The following is a 20,854-nucleotide window of genomic DNA, read 5'->3' as shown; positions in this document are numbered from 1 at the left end:
TGGGGATGTGCCTCATAAGGTGACGATCGGTGCCGCGGCTCCTGGTGCGAACCGAACCTTGAACTCAACCTTTCCCACTCATCTGATCCATCATCGCGATCAGATCGGCAAGAGCCACCTTGCACCTGGCCTGTTCCGGCGACTTCTCGCGCAGCGCTTCGAGCGCGTTGTCGATGGCCTTGTCGAGCTTATGCCAGTCAGCGGCGGCGCGCGGCTTGAGCGAAGGCTCCGCTTCATCCCATGATGTTTCGAGATCCTTGATCCGCTTTTTCGCGCCGGCCAGATCATTCGCGTCGACGAGCTTCGACGTGTCGGTCGCAATCGTGCGAAACGCCGACAGATCGCCGAGCTTCGATTGTGCAGTAGTGGCATGTGCCATCGAAATCGGCGAGAGCGCAGACAGACGTTGCGACATTGAAGCCATATGCGAATCTTCCATCGTATAAGCTGCGAATGCGGCAACTGCGAGTACAGGAACTACCATGCGTCGGTTCATAACCGATCCTCCGTTTGAAGATTCGATAACTTCGTCAGTTCCGGGCGACGCGGACTGAAATTCGATGTGTGCTACGTGGCCTGACTCTGGCGCGTTCTGACCGAAGCGTGAATGCCCACGAGCACGACAATGACGGCGAGGAACACTACGCTGGTCATGACGGTGCCCATGCCCAGCCCGCCATAATTTCTCGACTGGGACAGCAGATCGCCAAGCGACGCGCCGAAGGGCCGCGTCAGAATGTAGGCGAACCAGAAGATCAGTACATGGTTCGCGCCGAGGTATACTGCGCAGCCCATGAGCAGGAGCAAGATGCCGAACACAACGACGCCGAGGCTAAAGCCGAGGCCGATTGCTTCCGTCGCGAGATCGCCGGCTGCAGTACCCAATGCAAACGTGACAAGAATCGCGGTCCAGTAGAACAGCTCGCGTTTGCGTGTCACGATCGTGTTAATGGAGAGTGTTCGTTCGTTCCGATACCAGGTAGCGAAAACGCCGCAGAGCAGAAGGGTAAAGACCGCGGTACTAATGTATAGACTGACACCGAGCACGTCGCTCAGCACATCGGTCAATTGCGTGCCCACGACACTCACGAGCACCACAGTGAGCCAATAAAACCACGGCACGTAAGTGCGTTTGCGCAATTGCGTGACCAGCGAAACCGCAAGCAACGACAACGTGATAGCGATCGCGACGGTGGTGCCGAGCCCCACGTGTACGGCAAGATAATCGGCGCCTGTCTCGCCGACCGTCGTGGACAGGATCTTGATCGTCCAGAAGGCGGCCGTAACTTCAGGCACCTTGTTTTGCATTGGTGTGACGTTCGCGCCAGACATTCTTTCTCCACTCCTTATTCAAAGGCGTTGAATAGACACGTTCAGCATCAACGTATTCGATTCGAAGTTCGTACTGTTGCGCCACACTATGGCGGTGTGAACCTTATCGAATGCTTAGGTTGCGATACGCTTTTGATGTGTTGCGTGGTTGCCTCAGCCAAATCGTCAAATGGCGCTCGATGGCGTGTGGAGAAGGGAGAGTCGCGCACATCGTTGAGCACAATGCGCAAGTGCCTGACAGAGGGCAAATCCGATGCAAGCACATCGTGTGAAAGCGATTCATCGAGCGTCCAAATAAGCTAGCGGCGCCTGTATGCCACTACATCACCATCGACGGATAGCTGAAGACACATCGCCGATACGCGACGCCCGATGCCCCGGCACACTGGAGTGGATCGACGCGAGGTGAGGGCCCGTGTGAAGCGTGACGCTCGCGTCCGGGCCGTTACGGGTCGGGCAGCCTCAATGAACAACCGGGAAATCCTTGCCCTCTGAAATCCATAGGGAAAAGCCCCAGTCTTATTGACCTGAGCGTGAAAGCGGGAGGAAGGTTTCACCCACTTAAGATGCCGCATCGATACAGAGGTAGCCATTCGCGCTGCCGCCAACAAAGGAGACACCACGATGCGTCACACCTTCCGTAAGCTGAAGCAGATCGCGCTCTGCGCATCAGTGCTATCCGTCGGCCTCGCTCAACACGCCTATGCAGCAGACGACGGCAAACTCAGCATCATGGTGGGCGGCGCGACGAAGATTATCTATCTCCCGGCGAAACTGACCGAACAGCTCGGCTATTTCAAGGACGAAGGGCTCGACGTCGAGATCCTCTCGCAACCCGCCGGCGTCGACGCGGAAAACGAGCTGCTGGCTGGCGCGGTTCAGGCGGTCGTCGGCTTCTACGATCACACGATCGACTTGCAAAGCAAAGGCAAGCAGGTCAAGGCGATCGTGGTCTTCGGGCAGGTGCCGGGGGAAGCGGAAGTGGTCGCCACGAAGGCAGCCGACGGCATCAAGAGCATGGCCGATGTAAAAGGCAGGACGCTTGGCGTGACAGGTCTGGGTTCCTCGACCAGCTTTCTGACGCAATACCTCGCCGAGCGTAACGGTGTGCACGCCGACCAGTTCACGATGCTCCCGGTCGGTGCCGATGCGAGCTTCATTGCGGCCATCAAGCAAGGCCGCATCGATACCGGGATGACGACCGAGCCCACCATCTCGGCACTCGAGAAGTCCGGCGACGCAAAGGTGCTCGTCGACATGCGTACGCTGGCGGGGACGAAGGCAGCGCTCGGCGGCACGTATCCGGCGGCGAGCCTGTATGTGCAATCCGCCTGGGCGGACACGCACAAGGCGCAGGCAGCGAAGCTTGCGCATGCCTTCGTGAAGACCATGCAGTTTATCCACACGCACAGCGCGGAAGAAATCGCGGCGAAGATGCCGACGGACTATCAGAAAGACAAGACGCTGTATGTCAACGCCCTGCGGGCGTCGATGCCGATGTTCACCGCGGACGGCAAGATGCCGGCGGACGGCCCGCAAACCGTGCTGAAGGTGCTCTCCGCATTCAGTCCCTCGGTGAAAGGCAAGCACATCGATCTCACCAAAACCTACACGGACGAGTTCGTGGAGGCGAAGTAAAGGTAGGGCCGGCGATCGCCTGAGCCGGGTTGTTTGTCGTTTTCATCCATCTCCTCCTCAGGGGGTGCCGGGGTCCGCATCCGGGCACCGGCCCCCCATTTTTCTGGTGAGTTCCTGATGAACAGAAGTATTGCCGGGCACGCACCTGCCATCGAGTTTAGCGATGTCAGCTGCCGTTTCGTGAGCCCGGATGGCAAAGCGACGATCGCGTTGCGCGACTTCAGCATGTCGGTGGCCAAGGGCGAGTTCGTCGCCATCGTTGGTCCCACGGGCTGCGGCAAGTCCACGACGCTCAGCATGATTACGGGCCTGCTCAAACCGACGACGGGCGAAGTGCGGGTGATGGGCGCGCCCGTCGATGGCATCGACCCGCGCATCGGTTTCGTGTTCCAGGCCGATGCGGTGTTTCCGTGGCGCTCGGTGCTCGATAACGTGGCGGCCGGCCCGCTCTATCGCGGCCGCGAGAGAGCGGCCGCGTATGACGAAGCGAACGAATGGCTGCGCCGCGTCGGGCTCGACAAGTTCGGCAAGCACTATCCGCATCAACTGTCGGGCGGCATGCGCAAGCGGGTCGCGCTCGCGCAGACCTTCATCAACAAGCCGGAAATCCTGCTGATGGACGAGCCGTTCTCGGCGCTCGACATGCAGACCCGCACGCTGATGCAGGACGAGTTGCTGCAGCTGTGGTCGGGCAATGCGGGCTCTGTGGTGTTCGTCACGCACGATCTCGAAGAAGCGATCGCGCTCGCGGACCGCGTCTTCGTGCTGACCGCACGCCCGGCGACGCTGAAGGAGGTCTACGAGATCGATCTGCCGCGTCCGCGCATCACTTCCGAAATCCGCTATGACCCGCGCTTTATCGAAATCTCGCGCGATATCTGGCACGACCTGCGCGAAGAAGTGCAGATCGGGTAATCGACGTCTGGAAATCACATGACAACCCCACAACACGCGCTGGCCGCGCGCATGAGCCGGCAAACGTCCATCTCGCCAACGCCGGACGAAGCGATCGGGCGACGCAAAGTCCGCTATCGTGATCTGCTCGTCCTCACGTTGCGCGTGCTGGTGCTCGTCGTCGCGCTCGGCGGCTGGGAGCTCGCTGCGCGCCTCAGGTGGATCGATCCATTCTTCTTCTCGATGCCGTCGTCGATCTTTGCGCAGATCGTCGACTGGTTCGAGCACGGCACGGCCCAAGGGCCACTTCTCTTGCAGGTCTGGGTCACGCTCGAAGAGACGGGCCTGGGTTTCATCATCGGCTCGGTGGCAGGTGTGTTCTGCGGCATCGTGCTGGGCCGCAACAAGCTGCTTTCCGATGTCTTCAGCCTCTACATCAAGATCGCGAACTCGATACCGCGTGTCGTGCTCGGTTCGGTGTTCGTGATCGCGCTCGGCCTGGGCATGGCGTCGAAAGTTGCGCTGGCCGTCGTGATGGTCTTCTTCGTCGTGTTCGCGAACGCGTTTCAGGGCGTGCGCGAAGCCGACCGTTACATGATCGCCAACGCACAAATTCTCGGTGCCTCGCGTCGTCAGGTGATGACGTCCGTGGTGATTCCGTCGGCATTGAGCTGGATTCTCGCCAGCCTGCACGTCAGCTTTGGCTTCGCACTCGTAGGCGCAGTGGTGGGCGAATTCCTCGGCTCGAAGCAGGGCATCGGCCTGTTGATCTCGACGGCACAAGGTGCGTTCAATGCGAGCGGCGTATTCGCGGCAATGATCGTGCTCGCAGTCGTCGCGCTTGCTGCCGATTTCCTGATGACGTCGCTGGAGAAGCGTCTGATGGGTTGGAAACCGTCTCGGCAATAGGTTCAAAGCAGGGTCGACGTTCTGTGGTTATGGCATGGCAGCGCGTGTGCGCTACTGCACGCCGGTGGGTTGAGGTTCCGTCCACGGCGGCACAACAAATTGTTCAACGCAGTGAAGAGGAGACGATAGTGACGAAGAAGCATTTCGCAATGGCCGCGACGGTAGCGGCCATTGCAGTCGTGGCGGGCGGCGCGCATGCGCAATCAAGTGTCCAGCTCTATGGCCTGATGGATCTGAGTGTGCCGACCTACCAGTCGCATGCCGATGCGAACGGCAACCACGTCATTGGCATGGGCATCGGCGGCGAGCCGTGGTTCAGCGGCAGCCGTTTCGGGATGAAGGGTGCGGAAGACATCGGTGGTGGCACCAAAGTGATCTTCCGGCTCGAAGCGGAATACCGCGTGGCCGATGGCCAGATGGAAGACCCGGGCCAGCTTTTCGACCGCGACGCATGGGTCGGCATCGAGAACGATTCCCTGGGCAAGCTCACCGCGGGCTTCCAGAACTCGATTGCGCGCGATGCGGCCGCGATCTACGGCGACCCGTACGGCAATGCGAAGCTGACTACGGAAGAAGGTGGTTGGACCAACTCCAACAACTTCAAGCAGATGATCTTCTACGCGGCTGGCTCGACCGGCACGCGTTATTCGAATGGCCTGGCGTGGAAGAAGCTGTTCAACAACGGCATCTTTGCAGCTGCCGGCTACGCATTCGGCAACCAGACGAGCTTTGGCCTGAACTCGGTCTATCAGGCTGCGCTCGGGTACAACGGCAATTCGTTTGCCGCGTCGACTTTCTACAGCCATGTGAATAAAAACGGCTTTGCGAACCAGTCGTTTTCGGTCGGTGGCAACTACACGTTTGGCATCGTGCGCGCGAATGCCGGCTATTTCCGCTACTGGGGCGACCAGGGTTCGCTCGGCCAGCGTCAGGACAACGCGTGGACCGTGTCGCTCAAGCTCGCGCCGAAGGGACCGCTCGACTATGAACTCGGCTATCAGCAGATGCGCGTGCACAACGCGGCGTACAACGCAGACGGTGACATTCCGAACGCCAACCTGGGCACGTTCGATCCGACCTCGGGCCTGCACAACGGCTTCAAGGAAACGCTGTACGGCTCGGTGTTCTATCACCTCTCCAAGCGCACAGAAGTCTACGTGGCGGGCGACTACATGAGGCTGCACGGCGGCTATACGGTCGGCAGCACGTTCGGCGCATCCAATCAGCTCGAACTGACAGGCGGCATTCGCACGCGCTTCTGAAGCCAGCACGCCGGCAGGGCGTTCACGTGATGTCGAGCGTGGACGCCCGGCGCGAGCTTTTTTTGGCCATCCGTGGCAGTGACGCAGATTTGCGCTCGCTGCCTTTTTTATGTGGTCGACTCGCGAGACTCGAGACGATGAGCATTCGCAGAATTCTGTCCGTATTGATTGCCTGCTACACGATCGCGCTGGCCGTCGTGGTGGGCATCTCCGTCGTTTCGCTGCGTTCGGCGAATGCATCGCTCGAAGCAACGTATCGCAACGAAACCGCTGCGCTGCGCAAGCTGGCGGCGAGTACCGAATGGCTGCTTCAGGTGCAGGTCGATCTCGGTGGGTACGAAGCGCTGGTCATGCAGGGCAAGCCGACGGATGCGCTGCTTGCGCGCATTCACGCGGAACTCGCGAGCAGCGACCGCGAGCTTGCTGGCTATCTTGGCCAGCCCGTTTCCGGGCCCATCGAGCAGGCGCTTGTCGATGCTTTCACGGCGAAGCGCGCTGCGCTGATGAGCCAGGCGATGACGCCCGAGATCGCCGCGCTGGATCAGAACGATTTTGCATCATACCGTTCCGTGCACCGTCAGGCCCCCGATTCGTTATTCACCGACTACCGGCATGCGGCGCTCGCGCTGGAGGATTTTCAGTTCCAGCAGCAGAAGATGCACTTCGAGTCCGCCGAGGCACGCTTCTATCGATTGCTGCAAGTGTTCGGCGTGGTGCTTGCCGTCGCATTGCTGGCGGGCGCATGGGCGAGATCGCTACTCATCCGTTCCATCGTCCGGCCTATCGATCGCGCTATCCGTCACTTCGACCGGATCGCGTCGGGCGATCTAACGGTGGCTGTCGATGCGCACGGAAAGAACGAAATGGGTCGCCTGATGCATGCGCTTTCGCGGATGCAACAGGCACTCGCGGCGTCCGTCGCACAGATTCGCGGTGCAACCGCGGTCATCTCGCTGGGCGTCGCCGAGATCGCGCAAGGCAATGCGGATCTGTCGAGCCGGACTGAACAGCAGGCGGTGGCGCTACAGCAGAGCGCATCGAGTACCGGGCAGTTGACCGACGCCGTGCTCCGCAACGCGGACAATGCACGCGTGGCGAGTACGCTTGCCATTGACGCTTCGGGCATAGCCGGCCAGGGTCGCGAAGCGGTGAGACGCGTGGTCGGTACTATCGAGGATTTGTCGTCGAGTGCGGACAGGATCGTCGACATCATCGGCGTCATTGAAGGGATCGCGTTCCAGACCAACGTGCTTGCGCTCAATGCGGCCGTTGAAGCGGCACGTGCTGGTGACGCGGGCCGCGGCTTTGCCGTGGTGGCGGGCGACGTGCGGACGCTCGCACAGCGCTCGGCGGGCGCCGCCAAGGAGATCAAGGTGCTGATTGCCGAGTCCCACGGCAGGGTTGGGAAAGGGCGTGAGCTCGCGGCAGCGGCCGGCGAGACGATGACGCAGGTGGTCGATGCGGCGCGCAAAGTGGCGGACATCATCGGCGAGATCAGCGAGGCGTCGGGTCAACAGTCGCGTGGCATCGAACACGTCAATGGCGCGGTCGCGCAGATCGAGCAGACGACGCAGCAGAACGCGGCCCTCGTCGAGCAACTCGCCGCGGCAGCGGCATCGCTCGACGAACAGGCGCGCGGACTGGACGAAGCGGTGTCGTCGTTCCGGCTCGACGGGGCGCACACAACCAGAACCGAACTTCATCATCTTGCACCGGACCAGCCGGTGGCTTTGCTGCGTTCTGCAGGGACAGGTGCTGCATGACGCATTATCTGATCAGCGGAAACACTCGCGCTCGTGGGCCGTTTCGCCCGAACGATTGGGCCGAACGCCTTGCGGGTGTCGTATCGATTTTCGTGAGGGAGCGGGCTGACGCGTCGCACGTTTGTGCTGTCAGCTATGCGATGCCTTGCGTGGACGGCGATGTAAAATGCCTTAGAGTTGCGGGCGCGCTGCAGGAAATCTGCCCCGATGCATTCCGGTTTGTCCTTCAGTTTGCTGACGAAAACGATCTGCCGGTGAGAGCGCTTGATGTATCGCGATCTGCCGGAAAAAGCTGAGCTTTTGAGAGAGGATTATCGCGCCGCTATCGCTCGCCGATCCTTACCGGTTCCGCAGATTCGCCCACAGGCGTACCGGCCAAATCGTCTTCGGCATGTGCGGCGCAAAGCGAAATAGCTACAAGTAGCAACGCCACGATAGTATTGCGCATCGCAATCTCCACCATCACGCCGGGTAAACACGCTTCTAAAATATGAAAGCATTGTCAATGTAAGTGAAGTGCATCACGAATTGTATTGTGGAGTCCGAACTATTAAGTAATTCGAAAGCAAATGGAACGGAGCCAGACTGGTTAATAGGGCAATCCCCGAGCCTCTTTTAGGACGGGTGCCTTATTCATGCGCATGTGACCAGCGCATACAGTCGTCAATGCCGACGTGCCACGTCGGCAATGTCAATGCACCATGCTGGAGAACGCCATGAAAGCCATGATTCTGATTCCCGTCGCAGCATTGTCACTGTATGCGATGCAGGTCCATGCCGAAGACGCTACTACGTCCACTGCTGGTTCCGACAGCAATGCCGCGATGACAACCGACTCCGTCGGCGGAACGACGGCAGGCACCACCAGCGGAGCGAGTGCAGGAAAGACGCGCGCCCAGGTCTATCAGGAGCTGATCCGGGCGAAGCAGGATGGGACACTGGATCGGATTAACGAATTTTATGGCGGAGGAAACTGACGCCTGATCCGAAAGACATCTTGTCAATCTCTGCCACAAGTGCGCGCGCCCTCGCAGCGTTGGTTCCTTGATGTCCAATTGGCGTCGATGCAGACATGAGTCACTTCGATTCTCTCGGTCCCTGTCAGAAGGCGAGAAAACTGAATCGACGCCTGATTGCAAGAACAGCACGGTGCGCGTTTTGAGCCAGCGCTTCCCGGGCGCGGCCCGGCGTGTTCGACGATCCTGGATGCGCAATCACATGCCGCCAGACTGAAATCGATACCCATATTGATCGTTCTTCAATGAAAGCGCTCTCCGGTGCGTCCGGCAGGCGCGCCATGCGGAGCGCTGACATGAATCTTTCATTGCGCAATACGCGACCCAACGAAGTTGTAAGCGGCGACGTCGGGGTCGTATGCACCTTCGCGACATTGATTGCATTCCAAGGCATCGGCGAACTGCTCGCGCGCATCCTGCGCGTGCCAGTTCCCGGACCTGTCATCGGCATGGTGCTGCTCACTGCCGTATTGGCGACCGCGCCGTCGGTCGGACATCGCCTGGAAAAACCCGCGCTTGGACTTTTGAATCATCTGTCGCTTCTGTTCATCCCAGCCGGTGTGGGTGTCGTCGGGCTGTCAGGGGCTTTGAACGGTCAACTGATCGCCATCCTGCTGGCGATCGTCGTTAGCACGGCCCTCTCGGTCGCGGTTACCGGAATCGTGACGTGTGCGCTTTTGCAAAGGCGCAAGCGTGTCGAGCGCTCCGCTGTCCCGTCCGCCAAGGCGCAGCATTAGCAGACACGGCGCGTCATATCATCCGCAAAAGGGGCGGTCATGTCCACGCCAGAGATCACCTCGCTCGCCCGCACGTACCTGAGCGAGTCTCCCGTACCGGCGCTCGCCCTGACGATCGGAGCGTATCTGTTTGCGCGCTGGCTTCATGCCCGGTGCCGGAATCATCCGTTCGCGAACCCCGTCGCCATCGCGGTGATGATGTTGATCATCGTGCTGAAGCTGACCCACACCGACTATCGCGTCTATTTCGCACAGGCGCAGTTCATTCATTTCCTGCTGGGCCCGGCGATTGTCGCGCTGGCGGTTCCGCTGTACCGGCAGATTCACAAACTGCGAAGCGCGTGTTTTCCGCTACTGTGTGGGCTGCTGGCGGGGTCATCCGTGGCCGTGTTGTCGGCGGTCGCAATCGCCTTGCTGTTTCACTGCCAGGCAACGACGGTCGTCTCGCTTGCACCCAAATCGGTCACGGCAGCCATCGCGATGCTGATTTCAGTCAGGGTCGGCGGCATCCCCTCGTTGACTGCGGCGATTGTGATCGCCACTGGCATTACGGGAGCCGTGATATCCACACTCATGCTCGGCCTGGTGGGCGTTCGCCGCGACGACGCGCGAGGCTTCGCGATTGGCGTGGCCTCGCACGGCATAGGCACGGCTCGGGCGTTCCAGATTAGCGAGGAGGCCGGTGCATTCGCGGGTCTCGGCATGGCCATGAATGGAATCGTATCGGCAGTCGTGTTGCCATTTGTACTTCCTGCGCTCATCGCCATGCTGGGCCGGCTGATGGCATGAATAGCCGCGACCATTTGTGGCTACGCGTCATTGGAATAACAGTATGAAGACCCCGGTCGCAGTGAGCGTCCGCAGCCGGATACCACGTCTTGTTGAACCAAGGTGCCTCAGCACCGGCCGGTCCGCCGCCGGTGCGTCTGCCGAAACGGTGCGACGGGTGCAGCAGATGGGGACCCGACGCGACACGCTGAAGGAACGATCATGCGCGCACTCGATATCATGACTACGTCCGTCGTTACCGCCACGCCAGACATGACGATTTACGACGCCGCAAGACTGTTCATCGACAACGGTATCAGCGGCATGCCCGTCGTCGACGAGAACGGAAAGGTCGTCGGCATCGTCAGCCAGGACGACCTGCTGCATCGCGTGGAGAATGGCACCGGCCACGGGAAGCGTCGGTGGTGGCTCGAATTCCTGTTGTCGTCGCCGCGCGAGCAGGCCGCGAGGTACGTGAAGGAGCACGGTCATGTCGTCGGCGACGTGATGTGCGACCAGGTGGTCTCGATTTCAGAGGACTTGCCGCTCGACAAGATCGCCGACCTCATGGAGCGTCGGCACCTCAAGCGGGTGCCGGTGCTCAGGGACGACAAGCTGGTCGGCATTGTGAGCCGTTCGAACCTGATCCGCGCGCTGGCGACCGTCGCGCCAGCCGTTAATTCAGCTTCACACGACGATGCGAGCTTGCGCGACGCGATCATTCTGGAAATGCATGGAAGCCCTGGAGACTCCCGAAACAGGGTGTGCTCGTCAGGGACGGTGTCGCGCATCTATGGGGCGTCATTGAATCCGAAGAGGAAAAGCGCGCGATCCGCATCGCCGCCGAGGGGGTGCCCGGTATCAAGCGCGTGGAACATCACCTGGACGTGCCGAGCATAATTCCAACGCTGTAGGTTCGTTTGCCGGCGATGGCTTCGCGCCGGAGCACGCTGACAACCGCCAAATGTCCACCAGACGCAGGCCTGCGAGCAGGCGGAAAAGTTCGGCCCTCGCTTCGAGAATGCGGGCACTCGTATGTCCGGGTGCCCGGCGAATTGATCGCCTGCGAGCGGCCGTGAACGCCGATGGTCTCTAGCATGATTGCCGCGATAAGGCGCGGGCTATCGCGGCAATCACGCTGACGCCAATGCGTCATCGGGCTGGTATCGGGGCGCAACGGCCGTTCAACTGAACATCCGGTACGGCAGGTCATCGGCCTTCGCTGGTCTTCGGCAACCCAGAGCCAGGCGGCCGCTGCAGGTCGCTTTGCTGAGGTTCGCAAACCGCCGTCGGCGGATGGCCGCTCTAGGTATCGGGTGAATGAGTCTTAGCGACCCGTTACCGACGTTCAGCTCTTTTCCTCGAGTGTCTCAATTGCGCTCCAAAGCCGGCTCCCGGTCATGCATTCGATCATGTGTCGACACTCGGGCGCTGCCGGCATTCCTCTACCGCCTTCAGCGTATCGCTGCAACAACCAAGCAGAGCGGTACACCTCACTCGCCCCGCGACGCCTTTGCCGCACCGGACGCCCCCTAAAGAGAGACCCATCGAGACTGTCTGCGCATTGATAATCTTCGCGCATCAATTCTTCAAAAGATCGCACTTCTACTATTGACGTTCCTGCGCAATCATCTGTTACCGGAAGCCCTAGCAATCGGTTCAAAAGAACAGCGCGCAGGAGAAGAGCCACAAGGGCTTGAAGCCGTTCATATCGACGCATCCGACCGCGAACTCGCCGCAAGCAAGCGCTCGACGGCAATGGCTGAGCTTGCACCTGCTGCCAGCGAAGCGCAGCTCTGATCACACGCCGGACGCAAAGCCGCTTTCAGTTCATATCGCAACGAGATTCAGGAGACTTTTACATGCAAATTACTGGAATGCTGCACGGCGCGCGCCTGCTGCAATTCGTCGGATTCCAGGCCAGCGAAGTGCTGGGCCCCGGTGCCAGCGAAGAGGAGATAAAGTCGCTGATCGATCGTCACAAGCAGATCTTTATCAAGCCCGTATTCAAGGGCGGCGTAGGCAAAAAGGGCAAGGCCGGGCTGCTCGGACGCGCGACCGACCTCAAGACTGCGCTCGCCGAGAAAGAGCGGCTCTACTTCGCCGAGCATGTCGTGGGGCACGTGAGAGCCAAGGCGAACGGCGTGACGTTCGAAGCCGGTGTACCCGCCAAACACGAAGTCTACTTCTCGATCACCGATTCCACTCGCTTTCGCGCTCCCACCATGACGCTCTCGCACATGGGCGGCATGGACATCGAGGAGGTCGATCCCCGGTACGTCGCAATGGTGCCCTTCGATGCGTTGACCGGGCTGAAGGCATTCGTCGTCGCAAATGCGCTGAGCGAGATAGGCGCGCCGCGAGAGATCATTTCCCCGCTCGTGCAGCAGTTGCCGAAGCTCTGGGAACTCTTTCACGACTTCGGCATGACGACGCTCGAGTTGAATCCGATCCGCATGCGCGAGGACAACAAGGGTCGCCTCACGCCCGTCGCCTGCGACTTCAAATGCGGATTCGATCGCGACGACCCCCGTTTCTCACGCCTGAGCCTGCCCGCTCATCTATTCGCCGCGGACTACTCGGACTTCGAGCAGGAGATCAATCTGCTTCGCACCCACCAGGGTCAAAGCGATGTCTACGTGATCAACGACAATGGAACGATCCTCGCGCCCACGTTCGGCGGCGGCGCCAACTCGCTCGTTACGGAGATGCTGGGCGATGCAGCCATCATCTCGTCGGATTTCGGTGGCAATCCACCTTACGAAAAGATGAAGGAAGTGGCGCGCATCTGCTTCCGACATTGGCTGAAGCAGTCCAACGTACTGTTCATCATCGGCGGCAAGTCCAACAACACCGATATATACGAAACACTGCGCGCGATGGCCGATGCGCTGCGCGAGCACTTCAGCGAGCACGGTCCGACGCCGCTCTATGTCGTCCTCGGGCGCGGCGGTCCGAACCTCGTGCGTGGCATGTCCGCACTGCGCGACACCTGTGATTCGCTCGGCCTGCCCTATCGCCTCTTCGGCTTCGACTCCGACATCAGCGAAGTGATCCAGTACGCACGCAAGGCCGATGCGTGGATGCAATCGGGCGGACGCGCGCAGGTCGCAGCGCGCATCGGCGCACGCGAGGCGCACCCGCAAGCAGAAACGCAAGAGGCATAAGGAGATCGACGTGGTCAAGCAAGGAAACAATCAATTCAGGTACTTCGTAGGCGTCCAGTCGCTCGCACATATCGCCACGCGCGAAGACCGCGTATGCGTACTCAACATTCTGGGTGGCGAGTCGTCGGAAGTGACGCCGGTGAGCCACGCGTTTTCGGGCGCGAACGTCGTGTTCGGCACGGCTCCCGGCAAGGGAGGACAGGTTCTTGCGACGTCCGTCGGCGACATCCCCGTCTACAACAACGTGCGCGAAGGGCTCGAAGCCGGTCACCGGTTCAATTGCGGCGTCGTGTACCTGCCGCCGTCAGCTGCGCGCGACGGCGTGGCCGAGCTGATCCGCGTGAATCCCGATCTGCGCAAGATCTTCATCATCACGGAGAAGATCTCCGTGCATGACGCCCGGGAGATTCGCGCAATGGGCCAGCAGGCCGGCATCGACATCTTCGGTGCCAACGGACTGGGCGTCGCGGATTCGTGGCAGCGCGTGCGCATCGGCGGCGCGCTCGGCGGCGATGATCCCGGCGCGACTTTGCGGCAGGGCTCGATCGCGATCTTTTCCAATTCGGGCGGGTTCAGCACCACCATCGCGCAATATCTGCGCATGAGCGGTTGGGGCACGTCGACCGTCATCTCCAGCGGCAAGGACGTCTACATCCACTATGCGGCCCCGGAATTTGCATTCGCCCTCGCTAACGACGTGCGCAGCAAGGCCGCCGTGCTGTACTGCGAGCCGGGCGGCTACTACGAGTCCGACGCCACTTTTACGAAACCGGTAGTCGCGTGCGTGGTGGGCCGCTGGAAGAGCCGTCTCACGCGCGCGGTGGGGCATGCGGGCGCAATGGCGGGCGGCGCAGATGATGCGCTCGCAAAGGAACGCTGGTTCATGGAGAAGTTTGGCGTCGAGCGGCTCTTCACGCCAGACGATCCGTGCTGCTCGGCCAAGGGCGCGGTGGTGACGAACATCGCGCATATTCCGGCGGCACTCACGGCGGTGATGCGCGAGAACGCGACGATGCCCGACTTCGAGCCCGAAGGCAGCCTTGAGCTCAAGCCCTGGTTTGGCTCGGATCAGGGTCTCACACTGCCCGACGAACTCGCCCTGCCGGTGGTGGAAGCCGTCGCGCCCTACAACGAGCAGGTGGCGCGGGTGAACAGCCAGATTGGCGCGGTCCCGCCGCGCCAGCCGTTGAAGGACGCCTCGGGCGCCTCGCAGATGGACGCGAGATCGCAAGTGAGCAGCCTGCACGGCGTGTCGATGCTTGAAGCGGCGACGCACCCGCTCGAAGCGAACCTGTGCCTCGCGCTGTTGCATGAGTTCGGCGGAGCGAACGACGCGAAGCTCATCGACGTGGCGGTTGGCGCTGCCGTGAACCTGCACGGCACGCCGGAACTGGCGGCCGCGCAGGCCTCGCGGGAGGCGGGCAATGCGCCCAACGCGGTGCTCGCGGCCGCGGCGGCGATCATCGGGCCGAATCGTCAGCGTGCCGCGCGCGAGGCGGCCAGGCTGATGATCGACCGCTTCGCGGCAGCCAGGCTTGCAGACGCATTCGACGAGGCTTTCGATGCCGATGCCGTCGATAGCACCGGCAGCGCCGCGCTCTTCTGCGATGAACCCGACCCGAAGGCCGAAGCGATGCTCGCGGGGCTCGCTACGCGCGGCGTGCGTTCGGCATTCGTGCGATGGCTTGCCAACGGCCCGGGGCATCCGCGTTCGGAAGCCGTACTCGCGGCCATCACGACGACGCTCGCCTGGGGTCCGCTCATGCGCAAGCGCATCTCCCGCCTGACGGCGGAAAGTCTGCCGTGGTGGACGAAGCTCTTCGGCACCATGATCGGCGCCTCGGCGGACGCCTCGCGCCACAGCCCCGAGGGCTTTTGCGGCTTCGCCACCGAAGCGTTGCTCGGCGAACGCACCCTGACCGAGATCGCCTTCGCGGCACTCCTCAACCTGAAACCCTCGGCCGATGACCTGTTCGCCTTCAAGACCCTCGTCGGCTTGTTGCTGACAAACGGACCGGGTGCAATTTCGGCACAAGGCGCAAAGGGCGCGGTATCCGCCGATGGCCCCGAGAGTCCCGAGCGCGTCCAACTGAATAAGGCGCTGGTGGGGTTCCTCACACACACCGGCTATACGCATGGCGGCAACGGCTACGAGGGCACCGCGTTCCTCAACGAGGCATTCCGCGGCAGCGGCCTCGATGATCCTTCCGATGCGCACCACACCGTCGACCTCGAAGCGCTCGCGCGCCGCTCCGTTGAGCGCTACGCGCAGTACAAGGCGCGCCAGAAGCATGCGGGCAGCCTCGATATTGCCAAACTTCCTGGTGTTAATCACCCCGTCTTCAAAGACAAGCCGGTGAATCATGATCCGCGCGAAATCTTCATCGCCGATCTCTATGAAGCCCGCGGCGAGTACAACGTGTTCCATGCTTACTACCGCGTATTGGTGCAGGCACTCTTCGACGCCGGAGTATCGCGTAACGTCTATTGCGTCAATGTCGACGCAGTGATCGCCGCTCTGCTGCTCAAAATGCTGTGGAAGCCGATCAGGCGCGGAAAGTTCAGCGAGGCGGATCTCGAAACCGCCGCCTTCACGATCTTTCTTTATCCGCGCATGCTCGGCTGCGCCGCGGAAATCGACGATCACTTGAACCGTGGACGCAATATGGATACACGCACCGCCGCTTCGCAGTGCCACTTCGTGGCGTGACCAAAGGTCTGTGACGGGCCGCCGCCGCGTGCTCGCGTTGCAAGACGCGGCGGTGTCAGCGGGGCCTCGATTGATAACGATCAAACATCAATCGTTCCGAAAATTGCACTTATCGTTTTGCCGGCCCTGGGCGAACATTGCCAAAACCACAATCGACCGGATCACCGCGTATTTTCTGGATCTCAGGAGACACCTCGATGCACCCATCGTCTAGCCTTTCTACCGGACGTTCGAAGGCCGCTGCGGTTTTCCGCGTAACGGCCGGGAATTTCCTTGAGCAGTTCGACTTCTTCCTCTTCGGCTTCTACGCCACGCAGATCGCCAACGTTTTCTTTCCGGCCGTGAGCGAGTTCGCCTCGCTGATGATGACGTTCGCGGTCTTCGGCGCCGGCTTTCTGATGCGGCCGCTAGGCGCGATCGTGCTTGGCGCGTACATCGACGACGTCGGCCGCCGCAAGGGCCTCATCGTCACGCTCTCCATCATGGCAAGCGGCACCATCCTGATCGCGTTCGTACCGGGCTACACCACGATCGGACTTCTGGCACCCGCGCTCGTGCTGCTCGGGCGGCTGCTGCAAGGCTTCTCGGCGGGCGCCGAGCTGGGCGGCGTGTCGGTGTATCTCGCCGAGATGGCCACGCCCGGCCGCAAGGGCTTCTTCACGAGCTGGCAGTCCGCGAGCCAGCAGGTGGCGATCGTCGTGGCTGCGGGCCTCGGCTTCGCGCTCAATCAATCGCTGAACGCAGCGGCTATCGCGGCGTGGGGATGGCGGGTACCGTTTTTCGTCGGCTGCATGATCGTGCCGTTCATCTTCATGCTGCGCCGTAATCTGGAGGAAACGCAGGAGTTCAAGACACGCCAGCATCGTCCGGGCATGAAGGAAGTGTTCGGCACGCTGGTCCAAAACTGGACCGTCGTTGTCGCCGGCATGATGCTGGTGGCGATGACCACGGCGAGCTTCTACCTCATCACGGTCTACGCGCCGACCTTCGGCAAGTCGGTCCTGCACCTGAGCACCGCCGATAGTCTGCTCGTGACGCTGTGCGTCGGCGTGTCGAACTTTGTGTGGCTGCCGGTTGGCGGGGCGCTCTCCGACAAGATCGGCCGCCGGCCGATCCTCGTCGGCATGACGGTGCTCGCCATCGCGACCGCATACCCGGCACTGTCGCTGCTCGCTCACGCGCCGAGCTTCGTCAACATGCTGCTCGTCCTCCTTTGGCTCTCGTTCATGTACGGCATCTATAACGGCGCGATGGTCGTCGCGCTCACGGAGGTGATGCCGGTGCAGGTACGCGTTGCTGGGTTCTCGCTCGCCTACAGCCTCGCTACGGCCGTGTTCGGAGGCTTCACGCCCGCGATCTCGACGGCTCTCATTCACATGACGGGCGACAAGGCCGCGCCCGGCTACTGGATGAGCCTGGCCGCAACGTGCGCCCTTTTGGCGACGTTCGCACTCTATCGCCGCCGCGCAGTGACGCTGACGCCGGCACACTGATGCCCATCTCGTTGCGCAAGCGTCTATCACCGCAATCTGACACGACTCCAATCATGAGAAACCTGCTTCTGAAACTCTGCGCGGCAGCGCTCGTCGCAACCTCGGCCGCTGCGGCGAACGTGCAGGCCGCCGACCTGCACGTCATGAGCTCGGGCGGCTTCACCGCCGCGTACAAGGTGCTCGGTCCCAGGTTCGCGTCCCAGACGGGCAACACGCTCGACACCGCGCTCGGGCCCTCGATGGGCAAATCGCCCGAAGCGATCCCCAACAGGCTCGCGCGTGGCGAGCCTGCGGACGCCGTCATCATGGTCGGCTACGCACTTGATGAGCTGATCGAGCAAGGCAAGGTCATCCCCGGATCGCGGGTCGAGCTGGCCGATTCGCGCATCGGCATGGTCGTGCGCGAAGGTACGGCGAAGCCCGACATCGGCTCTGCCGAAGGCCTCAGGCAGACCCTGCTGCATGCGAAGTCGATCGCCTACTCGGATAGCGCGAGCGGCGTCTACATCGAGCGAGAGTTATTCAAGAAGCTCGGCATCGAGGATCAGGTCAGGTCGAAGGCGAAGATGATTCCGAGGATTCCGGTGGCGTCGGTGGTGGCGAACGGCGACTACGAAATCGGCTTCCAGCAGGTGAGCGAGCTGCTGCCCGTCCGGGGCGCGACCTTCGTCGGAAAGATTCCCGAGTCTCTGCAGTCCGTCACGCGCTTCGCCGCCGGCATCCCCGTCGGCGCGCAGCATCCGAAGGAAGCGAAGGCGCTCCTCGACTACCTCGCATCACCCGACGTACAGGCAGAAGTGAAATCGACCGGGCTCGATTCCGTTTCCGCACATTGAGGCGGCAACATGCGAAGGCTTGCCGCAGACAGCCTTCCCGTCACGCCGGGGTGTCTGTCGCGGCGTCATTGGCACCGTCCGGGCAGCCCGGCGCGGCCGCCCTGAGCATCTGCGCGAGACGCGCGCGATCGCACGCGCCTTCCCACAGCGAAACGAAGATCACTGCGCAGGCGTTGCTGATCACGCTCGTCAGGGCGCGCGCCTCGGACATGAAGCGGTCGATGCCCACCAGTAGCGCCACCCCGGCAACGGGCAGATCGGGAATCGCGGTGAGCGTAGCGACGAGCGCGACCAGCCCGCTGCCGGACACGCCGGCCGCGCCCTTGGAAGTGAGCAACATGACGGCGAGCATCGTCGCGATCTGCGGCGCGGAAAGCGGCACATCGCACGCCTGCGCGATGAACAGCGAGGCAAGCGTCAGATAGATCGCGGTGCCGTCCAGATTGAACGAATAGCCCGCAGGCAGCACGAGCCCCACGACCCCTTTGTCGCAGCCGAGCGCCTCCAGCTTCGCGATCAGGCGCGGCAGTACGGGCTCCGTCGACGATGTCGCGAGGACGATGAGCAATTCCTCGCGCATGTATCGCAAGAGCCGCCAAAGCGCGAAGCCGTGCAGCCGCGCGAGGGGCGCGAGCACCAGTGCAACGAACAACAGGCATGCCACATAGAAGGACACCATCAGCATGCCGAGCGAGCCGACCGAGCGGATTCCGAAGCGGCCCACCGTGAAAGCCATCGCACCGAATGCCCCGAGCGGCGCGAGTCGCATGATCATCGCGAGGATGCGAAAGAGCATCTGGGCGACGCCGTCAATGAGCGCCAGCACTGGCCGCCCCGCCCGCGGATACGAATTGAGCGAGAAGCCGAAGAGCAGCGAGAGCAGCAGCACCGGCAGCACCTCGCCCTTCTCGAAGGCGCCGAGCATCGTCTCCGGGATCATGCTGAGCCCGAACGCCACAAGCCCGCGCTCCTGCGCGTGCTTCGCATATTGCGCGAGGATGCTCGAATCCAGATGCTGCACGTCGACGTGCATGCCGGCGCCAGGTCGCAGTGCGAACGCTGTGACGAGTCCGAGCGCGAGCGCGATAGCCGTCAGGAGATAGAAAAGCGCCAGCGCCTGGATGATCGTGCGCCCGATGGCCTTGCCGCTGGCAAGCGACGTGATGCCCGAGACGATCGTGCAAAAGACGATCGGCGCGATCATCATCCGCACGAGTCCAACGAACGCGTCGCTGAGGGGCTTGAGCAGCGCGCCCGCTGGCGGCCAGAAATGGCCGAGCGTCATGCCGAGCACCATGGCCAGCAGGACCTGCACATAGAGCAAACGAAGCGGTCTTGCCAACCTCACGATGCGGTATTCCTTCTTGTCTTCGCTGTCGTCACGTTATTGACCATGGCATCGCTGCCTGCAACGCCGCCGCGCTTCGTCTCGATGATCGTCCGGTGAAACTCCTGTGCGGCCGGTGTGAGCGGCCGTCCGCGCCGTCTTACGATTCCCACGCGTCGTTTCACCACCGGTTCGACGAGCGGCACGCTCGTGAGGATCGGGTGGTCACGTCCGGGCATGGCCATCGATGGCACCGCGGCGACGCCAAGCCCCGCTTCGATCAACCCGAGCATGGTCGTGACGTGCCGCGTCTCGCAGACGCTCGGTGCACGCGGCGCCACGGCCGAGAGCGCCTGGTCGAGCAACAGGCGGTTACCGGAAGTCTTGTCCACCGAAACGTATTCGTGCTCGTAAAGCTCGTTCCAGGTCACGCGCTTCTTGCGCGCGAGGGGATGGTCGCGGCGGCAGGCAGCAACAAACCGCTCCTGCAGCAGCAGCTTGAACTCGACCTCGGACTCCTGGCTGCCCATAAAGCTCACGCCGAAATCAGCCTCGCCGCTGATGACGGCGCCAAGCACCTCGTTCGCGCTCGAATCCAGCAGCTTGACCCTGATGCGTGGGAAGCGGCGATGATAGTTCGCGATGACGTTCGGCAGAAAGTAATACGCCACCGAAGGCACGCATGCGATGGTCACATGGCCCAGGCGGCTCGATGAAACATCGCGGATGCCGAGCAGCGCGACGTCGAGGTCATCGAGAAGTTGCTCCGCGCTCGGGGCGAACACGCGGCCGACGGTGGTGAGCGTGACGCTACGCGTGGTGCGCTCGAAGAGACGCACGCCGAGCGCTTCCTCGAGCTTGTCGATCCGACGACTCAAGGCAGGCTGGGAGATGCTGACCGCCTCGGCGGCCTTTCGAAAGCTCCCGAGCTCAACCACCGCGCGAAACGCCTGCAAATCATTCAAATCGAAGTTAACGCCCACGGACCGGCCTCCGCATCTT

The 20,854-nt window shown here is 61.8% G+C and carries 19 protein-coding genes and 1 pseudogene; 15 read left to right on the top strand and 5 right to left on the bottom strand.

Annotation, left to right across the window (positions count from 1 at the left end; genetic code table 11):
- Window positions 1-64: 64 nt before the first annotated feature.
- Window positions 65-424, bottom strand: a complete 360-nt coding sequence (locus AB4Y32_RS18490) for a hypothetical protein (RefSeq protein WP_439899806.1) — start codon at window positions 422-424, stop codon at window positions 65-67.
- Between the two features lie 143 nt (window positions 425-567).
- Complete coding sequence (locus AB4Y32_RS18485) at window positions 568-1,308, bottom strand: hypothetical protein (protein ID WP_368722805.1); 741 nt, start codon at window positions 1,306-1,308, stop codon at window positions 568-570.
- Window positions 1,309-1,956: 648 nt separating this feature from the next.
- On the opposite strand from AB4Y32_RS18485, the gene AB4Y32_RS18480 reads away from it, so the two are divergent.
- The 7 genes from AB4Y32_RS18480 (at window position 1,957) to AB4Y32_RS18450 (ending at window position 8,775) form a co-directional block, all read left to right on the top strand.
- On the top strand, window positions 1,957-2,970 hold the full coding sequence (locus AB4Y32_RS18480) for an ABC transporter substrate-binding protein (protein ID WP_368722719.1): 1,014 nt from the start codon (window positions 1,957-1,959) through the stop codon (window positions 2,968-2,970).
- Between the two features lie 117 nt (window positions 2,971-3,087).
- Entirely contained in the window at window positions 3,088-3,885 is a 798-nt protein-coding gene (locus AB4Y32_RS18475) for an ABC transporter ATP-binding protein (RefSeq protein ID WP_368722718.1), read from the top strand.
- 51 nt (window positions 3,886-3,936) lie between these two features.
- Window positions 3,937-4,773 carry an ABC transporter permease gene (locus tag AB4Y32_RS18470; RefSeq protein ID WP_368722804.1) on the top strand — a complete coding sequence of 279 codons (837 nt, stop codon included), beginning with the start codon at window positions 3,937-3,939 and terminating at the stop codon, window positions 4,771-4,773.
- Window positions 4,774-4,922: 149 nt separating this feature from the next.
- Window positions 4,923-6,035 (top strand): porin, encoded by a 1,113-nt coding sequence (locus AB4Y32_RS18465; protein ID WP_368722803.1) that lies wholly within the window; start codon window positions 4,923-4,925, stop codon window positions 6,033-6,035.
- A 137-nt stretch (window positions 6,036-6,172) separates the two neighbouring features.
- Window positions 6,173-7,798: a methyl-accepting chemotaxis protein gene (locus AB4Y32_RS18460; RefSeq protein WP_368722717.1), complete on the top strand. Its 1,626-nt coding sequence runs from the start codon at window positions 6,173-6,175 to the stop codon at window positions 7,796-7,798.
- Window positions 7,795-8,094 (top strand): DUF3579 domain-containing protein, encoded by a 300-nt coding sequence (locus AB4Y32_RS18455; RefSeq protein WP_368722716.1) that lies wholly within the window; start codon window positions 7,795-7,797, stop codon window positions 8,092-8,094. The genes AB4Y32_RS18460 and AB4Y32_RS18455 overlap by 4 nt, the downstream gene beginning before the upstream one ends.
- 420 nt (window positions 8,095-8,514) lie before the next feature.
- A complete protein-coding gene (locus AB4Y32_RS18450) occupies window positions 8,515-8,775 on the top strand; it encodes a DUF4148 domain-containing protein (protein ID WP_368722715.1) in 261 nt (86 codons plus the stop codon).
- A 124-nt stretch (window positions 8,776-8,899) separates the two neighbouring features.
- Here AB4Y32_RS18450 and AB4Y32_RS18445 read toward each other — a convergent pair whose 3' ends face one another.
- On the bottom strand, window positions 8,900-9,112 hold the full coding sequence (locus AB4Y32_RS18445) for a hypothetical protein (protein ID WP_368722714.1): 213 nt from the start codon (window positions 9,110-9,112) through the stop codon (window positions 8,900-8,902).
- Here AB4Y32_RS18445 and AB4Y32_RS18440 point away from each other — a divergent pair.
- The 8 genes and pseudogenes from AB4Y32_RS18440 (at window position 9,111) to AB4Y32_RS18405 (ending at window position 18,525) form a co-directional block, all read left to right on the top strand.
- Complete coding sequence (locus AB4Y32_RS18440; RefSeq protein WP_368722713.1) at window positions 9,111-9,551, top strand: CidA/LrgA family protein; 441 nt, start codon at window positions 9,111-9,113, stop codon at window positions 9,549-9,551. The genes AB4Y32_RS18445 and AB4Y32_RS18440 overlap by 2 nt on opposite strands.
- Window positions 9,552-9,590: 39 nt before the next feature.
- Window positions 9,591-10,340, top strand: a complete 750-nt coding sequence (locus tag AB4Y32_RS18435; RefSeq protein ID WP_368722712.1) for an LrgB family protein — start codon at window positions 9,591-9,593, stop codon at window positions 10,338-10,340.
- 201 nt (window positions 10,341-10,541) lie between these two features.
- A pseudogene (locus AB4Y32_RS18430) lies at window positions 10,542-11,233 on the top strand (CBS domain-containing protein).
- 697 nt (window positions 11,234-11,930) lie between these two features.
- The gene (locus AB4Y32_RS18425) at window positions 11,931-12,119 is read left to right on the top strand and encodes a hypothetical protein (RefSeq protein ID WP_368722711.1); all 189 of its coding nucleotides are present in this window, start codon (window positions 11,931-11,933) and stop codon (window positions 12,117-12,119) included.
- 62 nt (window positions 12,120-12,181) lie between these two features.
- On the top strand, window positions 12,182-13,486 hold the full coding sequence (locus AB4Y32_RS18420) for an ATP-grasp domain-containing protein (protein WP_368722710.1): 1,305 nt from the start codon (window positions 12,182-12,184) through the stop codon (window positions 13,484-13,486).
- A 10-nt stretch (window positions 13,487-13,496) separates the two neighbouring features.
- A complete protein-coding gene (locus AB4Y32_RS18415) occupies window positions 13,497-16,196 on the top strand; it encodes a CoA-binding protein (protein ID WP_368722709.1) in 2,700 nt (899 codons plus the stop codon).
- A gap of 197 nt (window positions 16,197-16,393) precedes the next feature.
- Window positions 16,394-17,689, top strand: coding sequence for an MFS transporter (locus tag AB4Y32_RS18410; RefSeq protein WP_368722708.1), 1,296 nt, complete (start codon window positions 16,394-16,396; stop codon window positions 17,687-17,689).
- A gap of 53 nt (window positions 17,690-17,742) precedes the next feature.
- Window positions 17,743-18,525: a substrate-binding domain-containing protein gene (locus AB4Y32_RS18405; RefSeq protein ID WP_368722707.1), complete on the top strand. Its 783-nt coding sequence runs from the start codon at window positions 17,743-17,745 to the stop codon at window positions 18,523-18,525.
- Between the two features lie 40 nt (window positions 18,526-18,565).
- Here the strand turns inward: AB4Y32_RS18405 and dctA are convergent, their stop codons facing one another.
- Entirely contained in the window at window positions 18,566-19,873 is a 1,308-nt protein-coding gene (dctA, locus tag AB4Y32_RS18400; protein ID WP_368722706.1) for a C4-dicarboxylate transporter DctA, read from the bottom strand.
- Window positions 19,870-20,835, bottom strand: a complete 966-nt coding sequence (locus AB4Y32_RS18395) for a LysR family transcriptional regulator (protein ID WP_368722705.1) — start codon at window positions 20,833-20,835, stop codon at window positions 19,870-19,872. The genes dctA and AB4Y32_RS18395 overlap by 4 nt, the downstream gene beginning before the upstream one ends.
- Window positions 20,836-20,854: the final 19 nt, after the last annotated feature.

This window comes from Paraburkholderia phymatum (genome assembly GCF_040965635.1).
GTDB classification, from domain to species: Bacteria; Pseudomonadota; Gammaproteobacteria; order Burkholderiales; family Burkholderiaceae; genus Paraburkholderia; species Paraburkholderia phymatum_B.
Note: the sequence above shows the minus strand (reverse complement) of the source record. Positions and strands in the feature narration are given on the sequence as shown.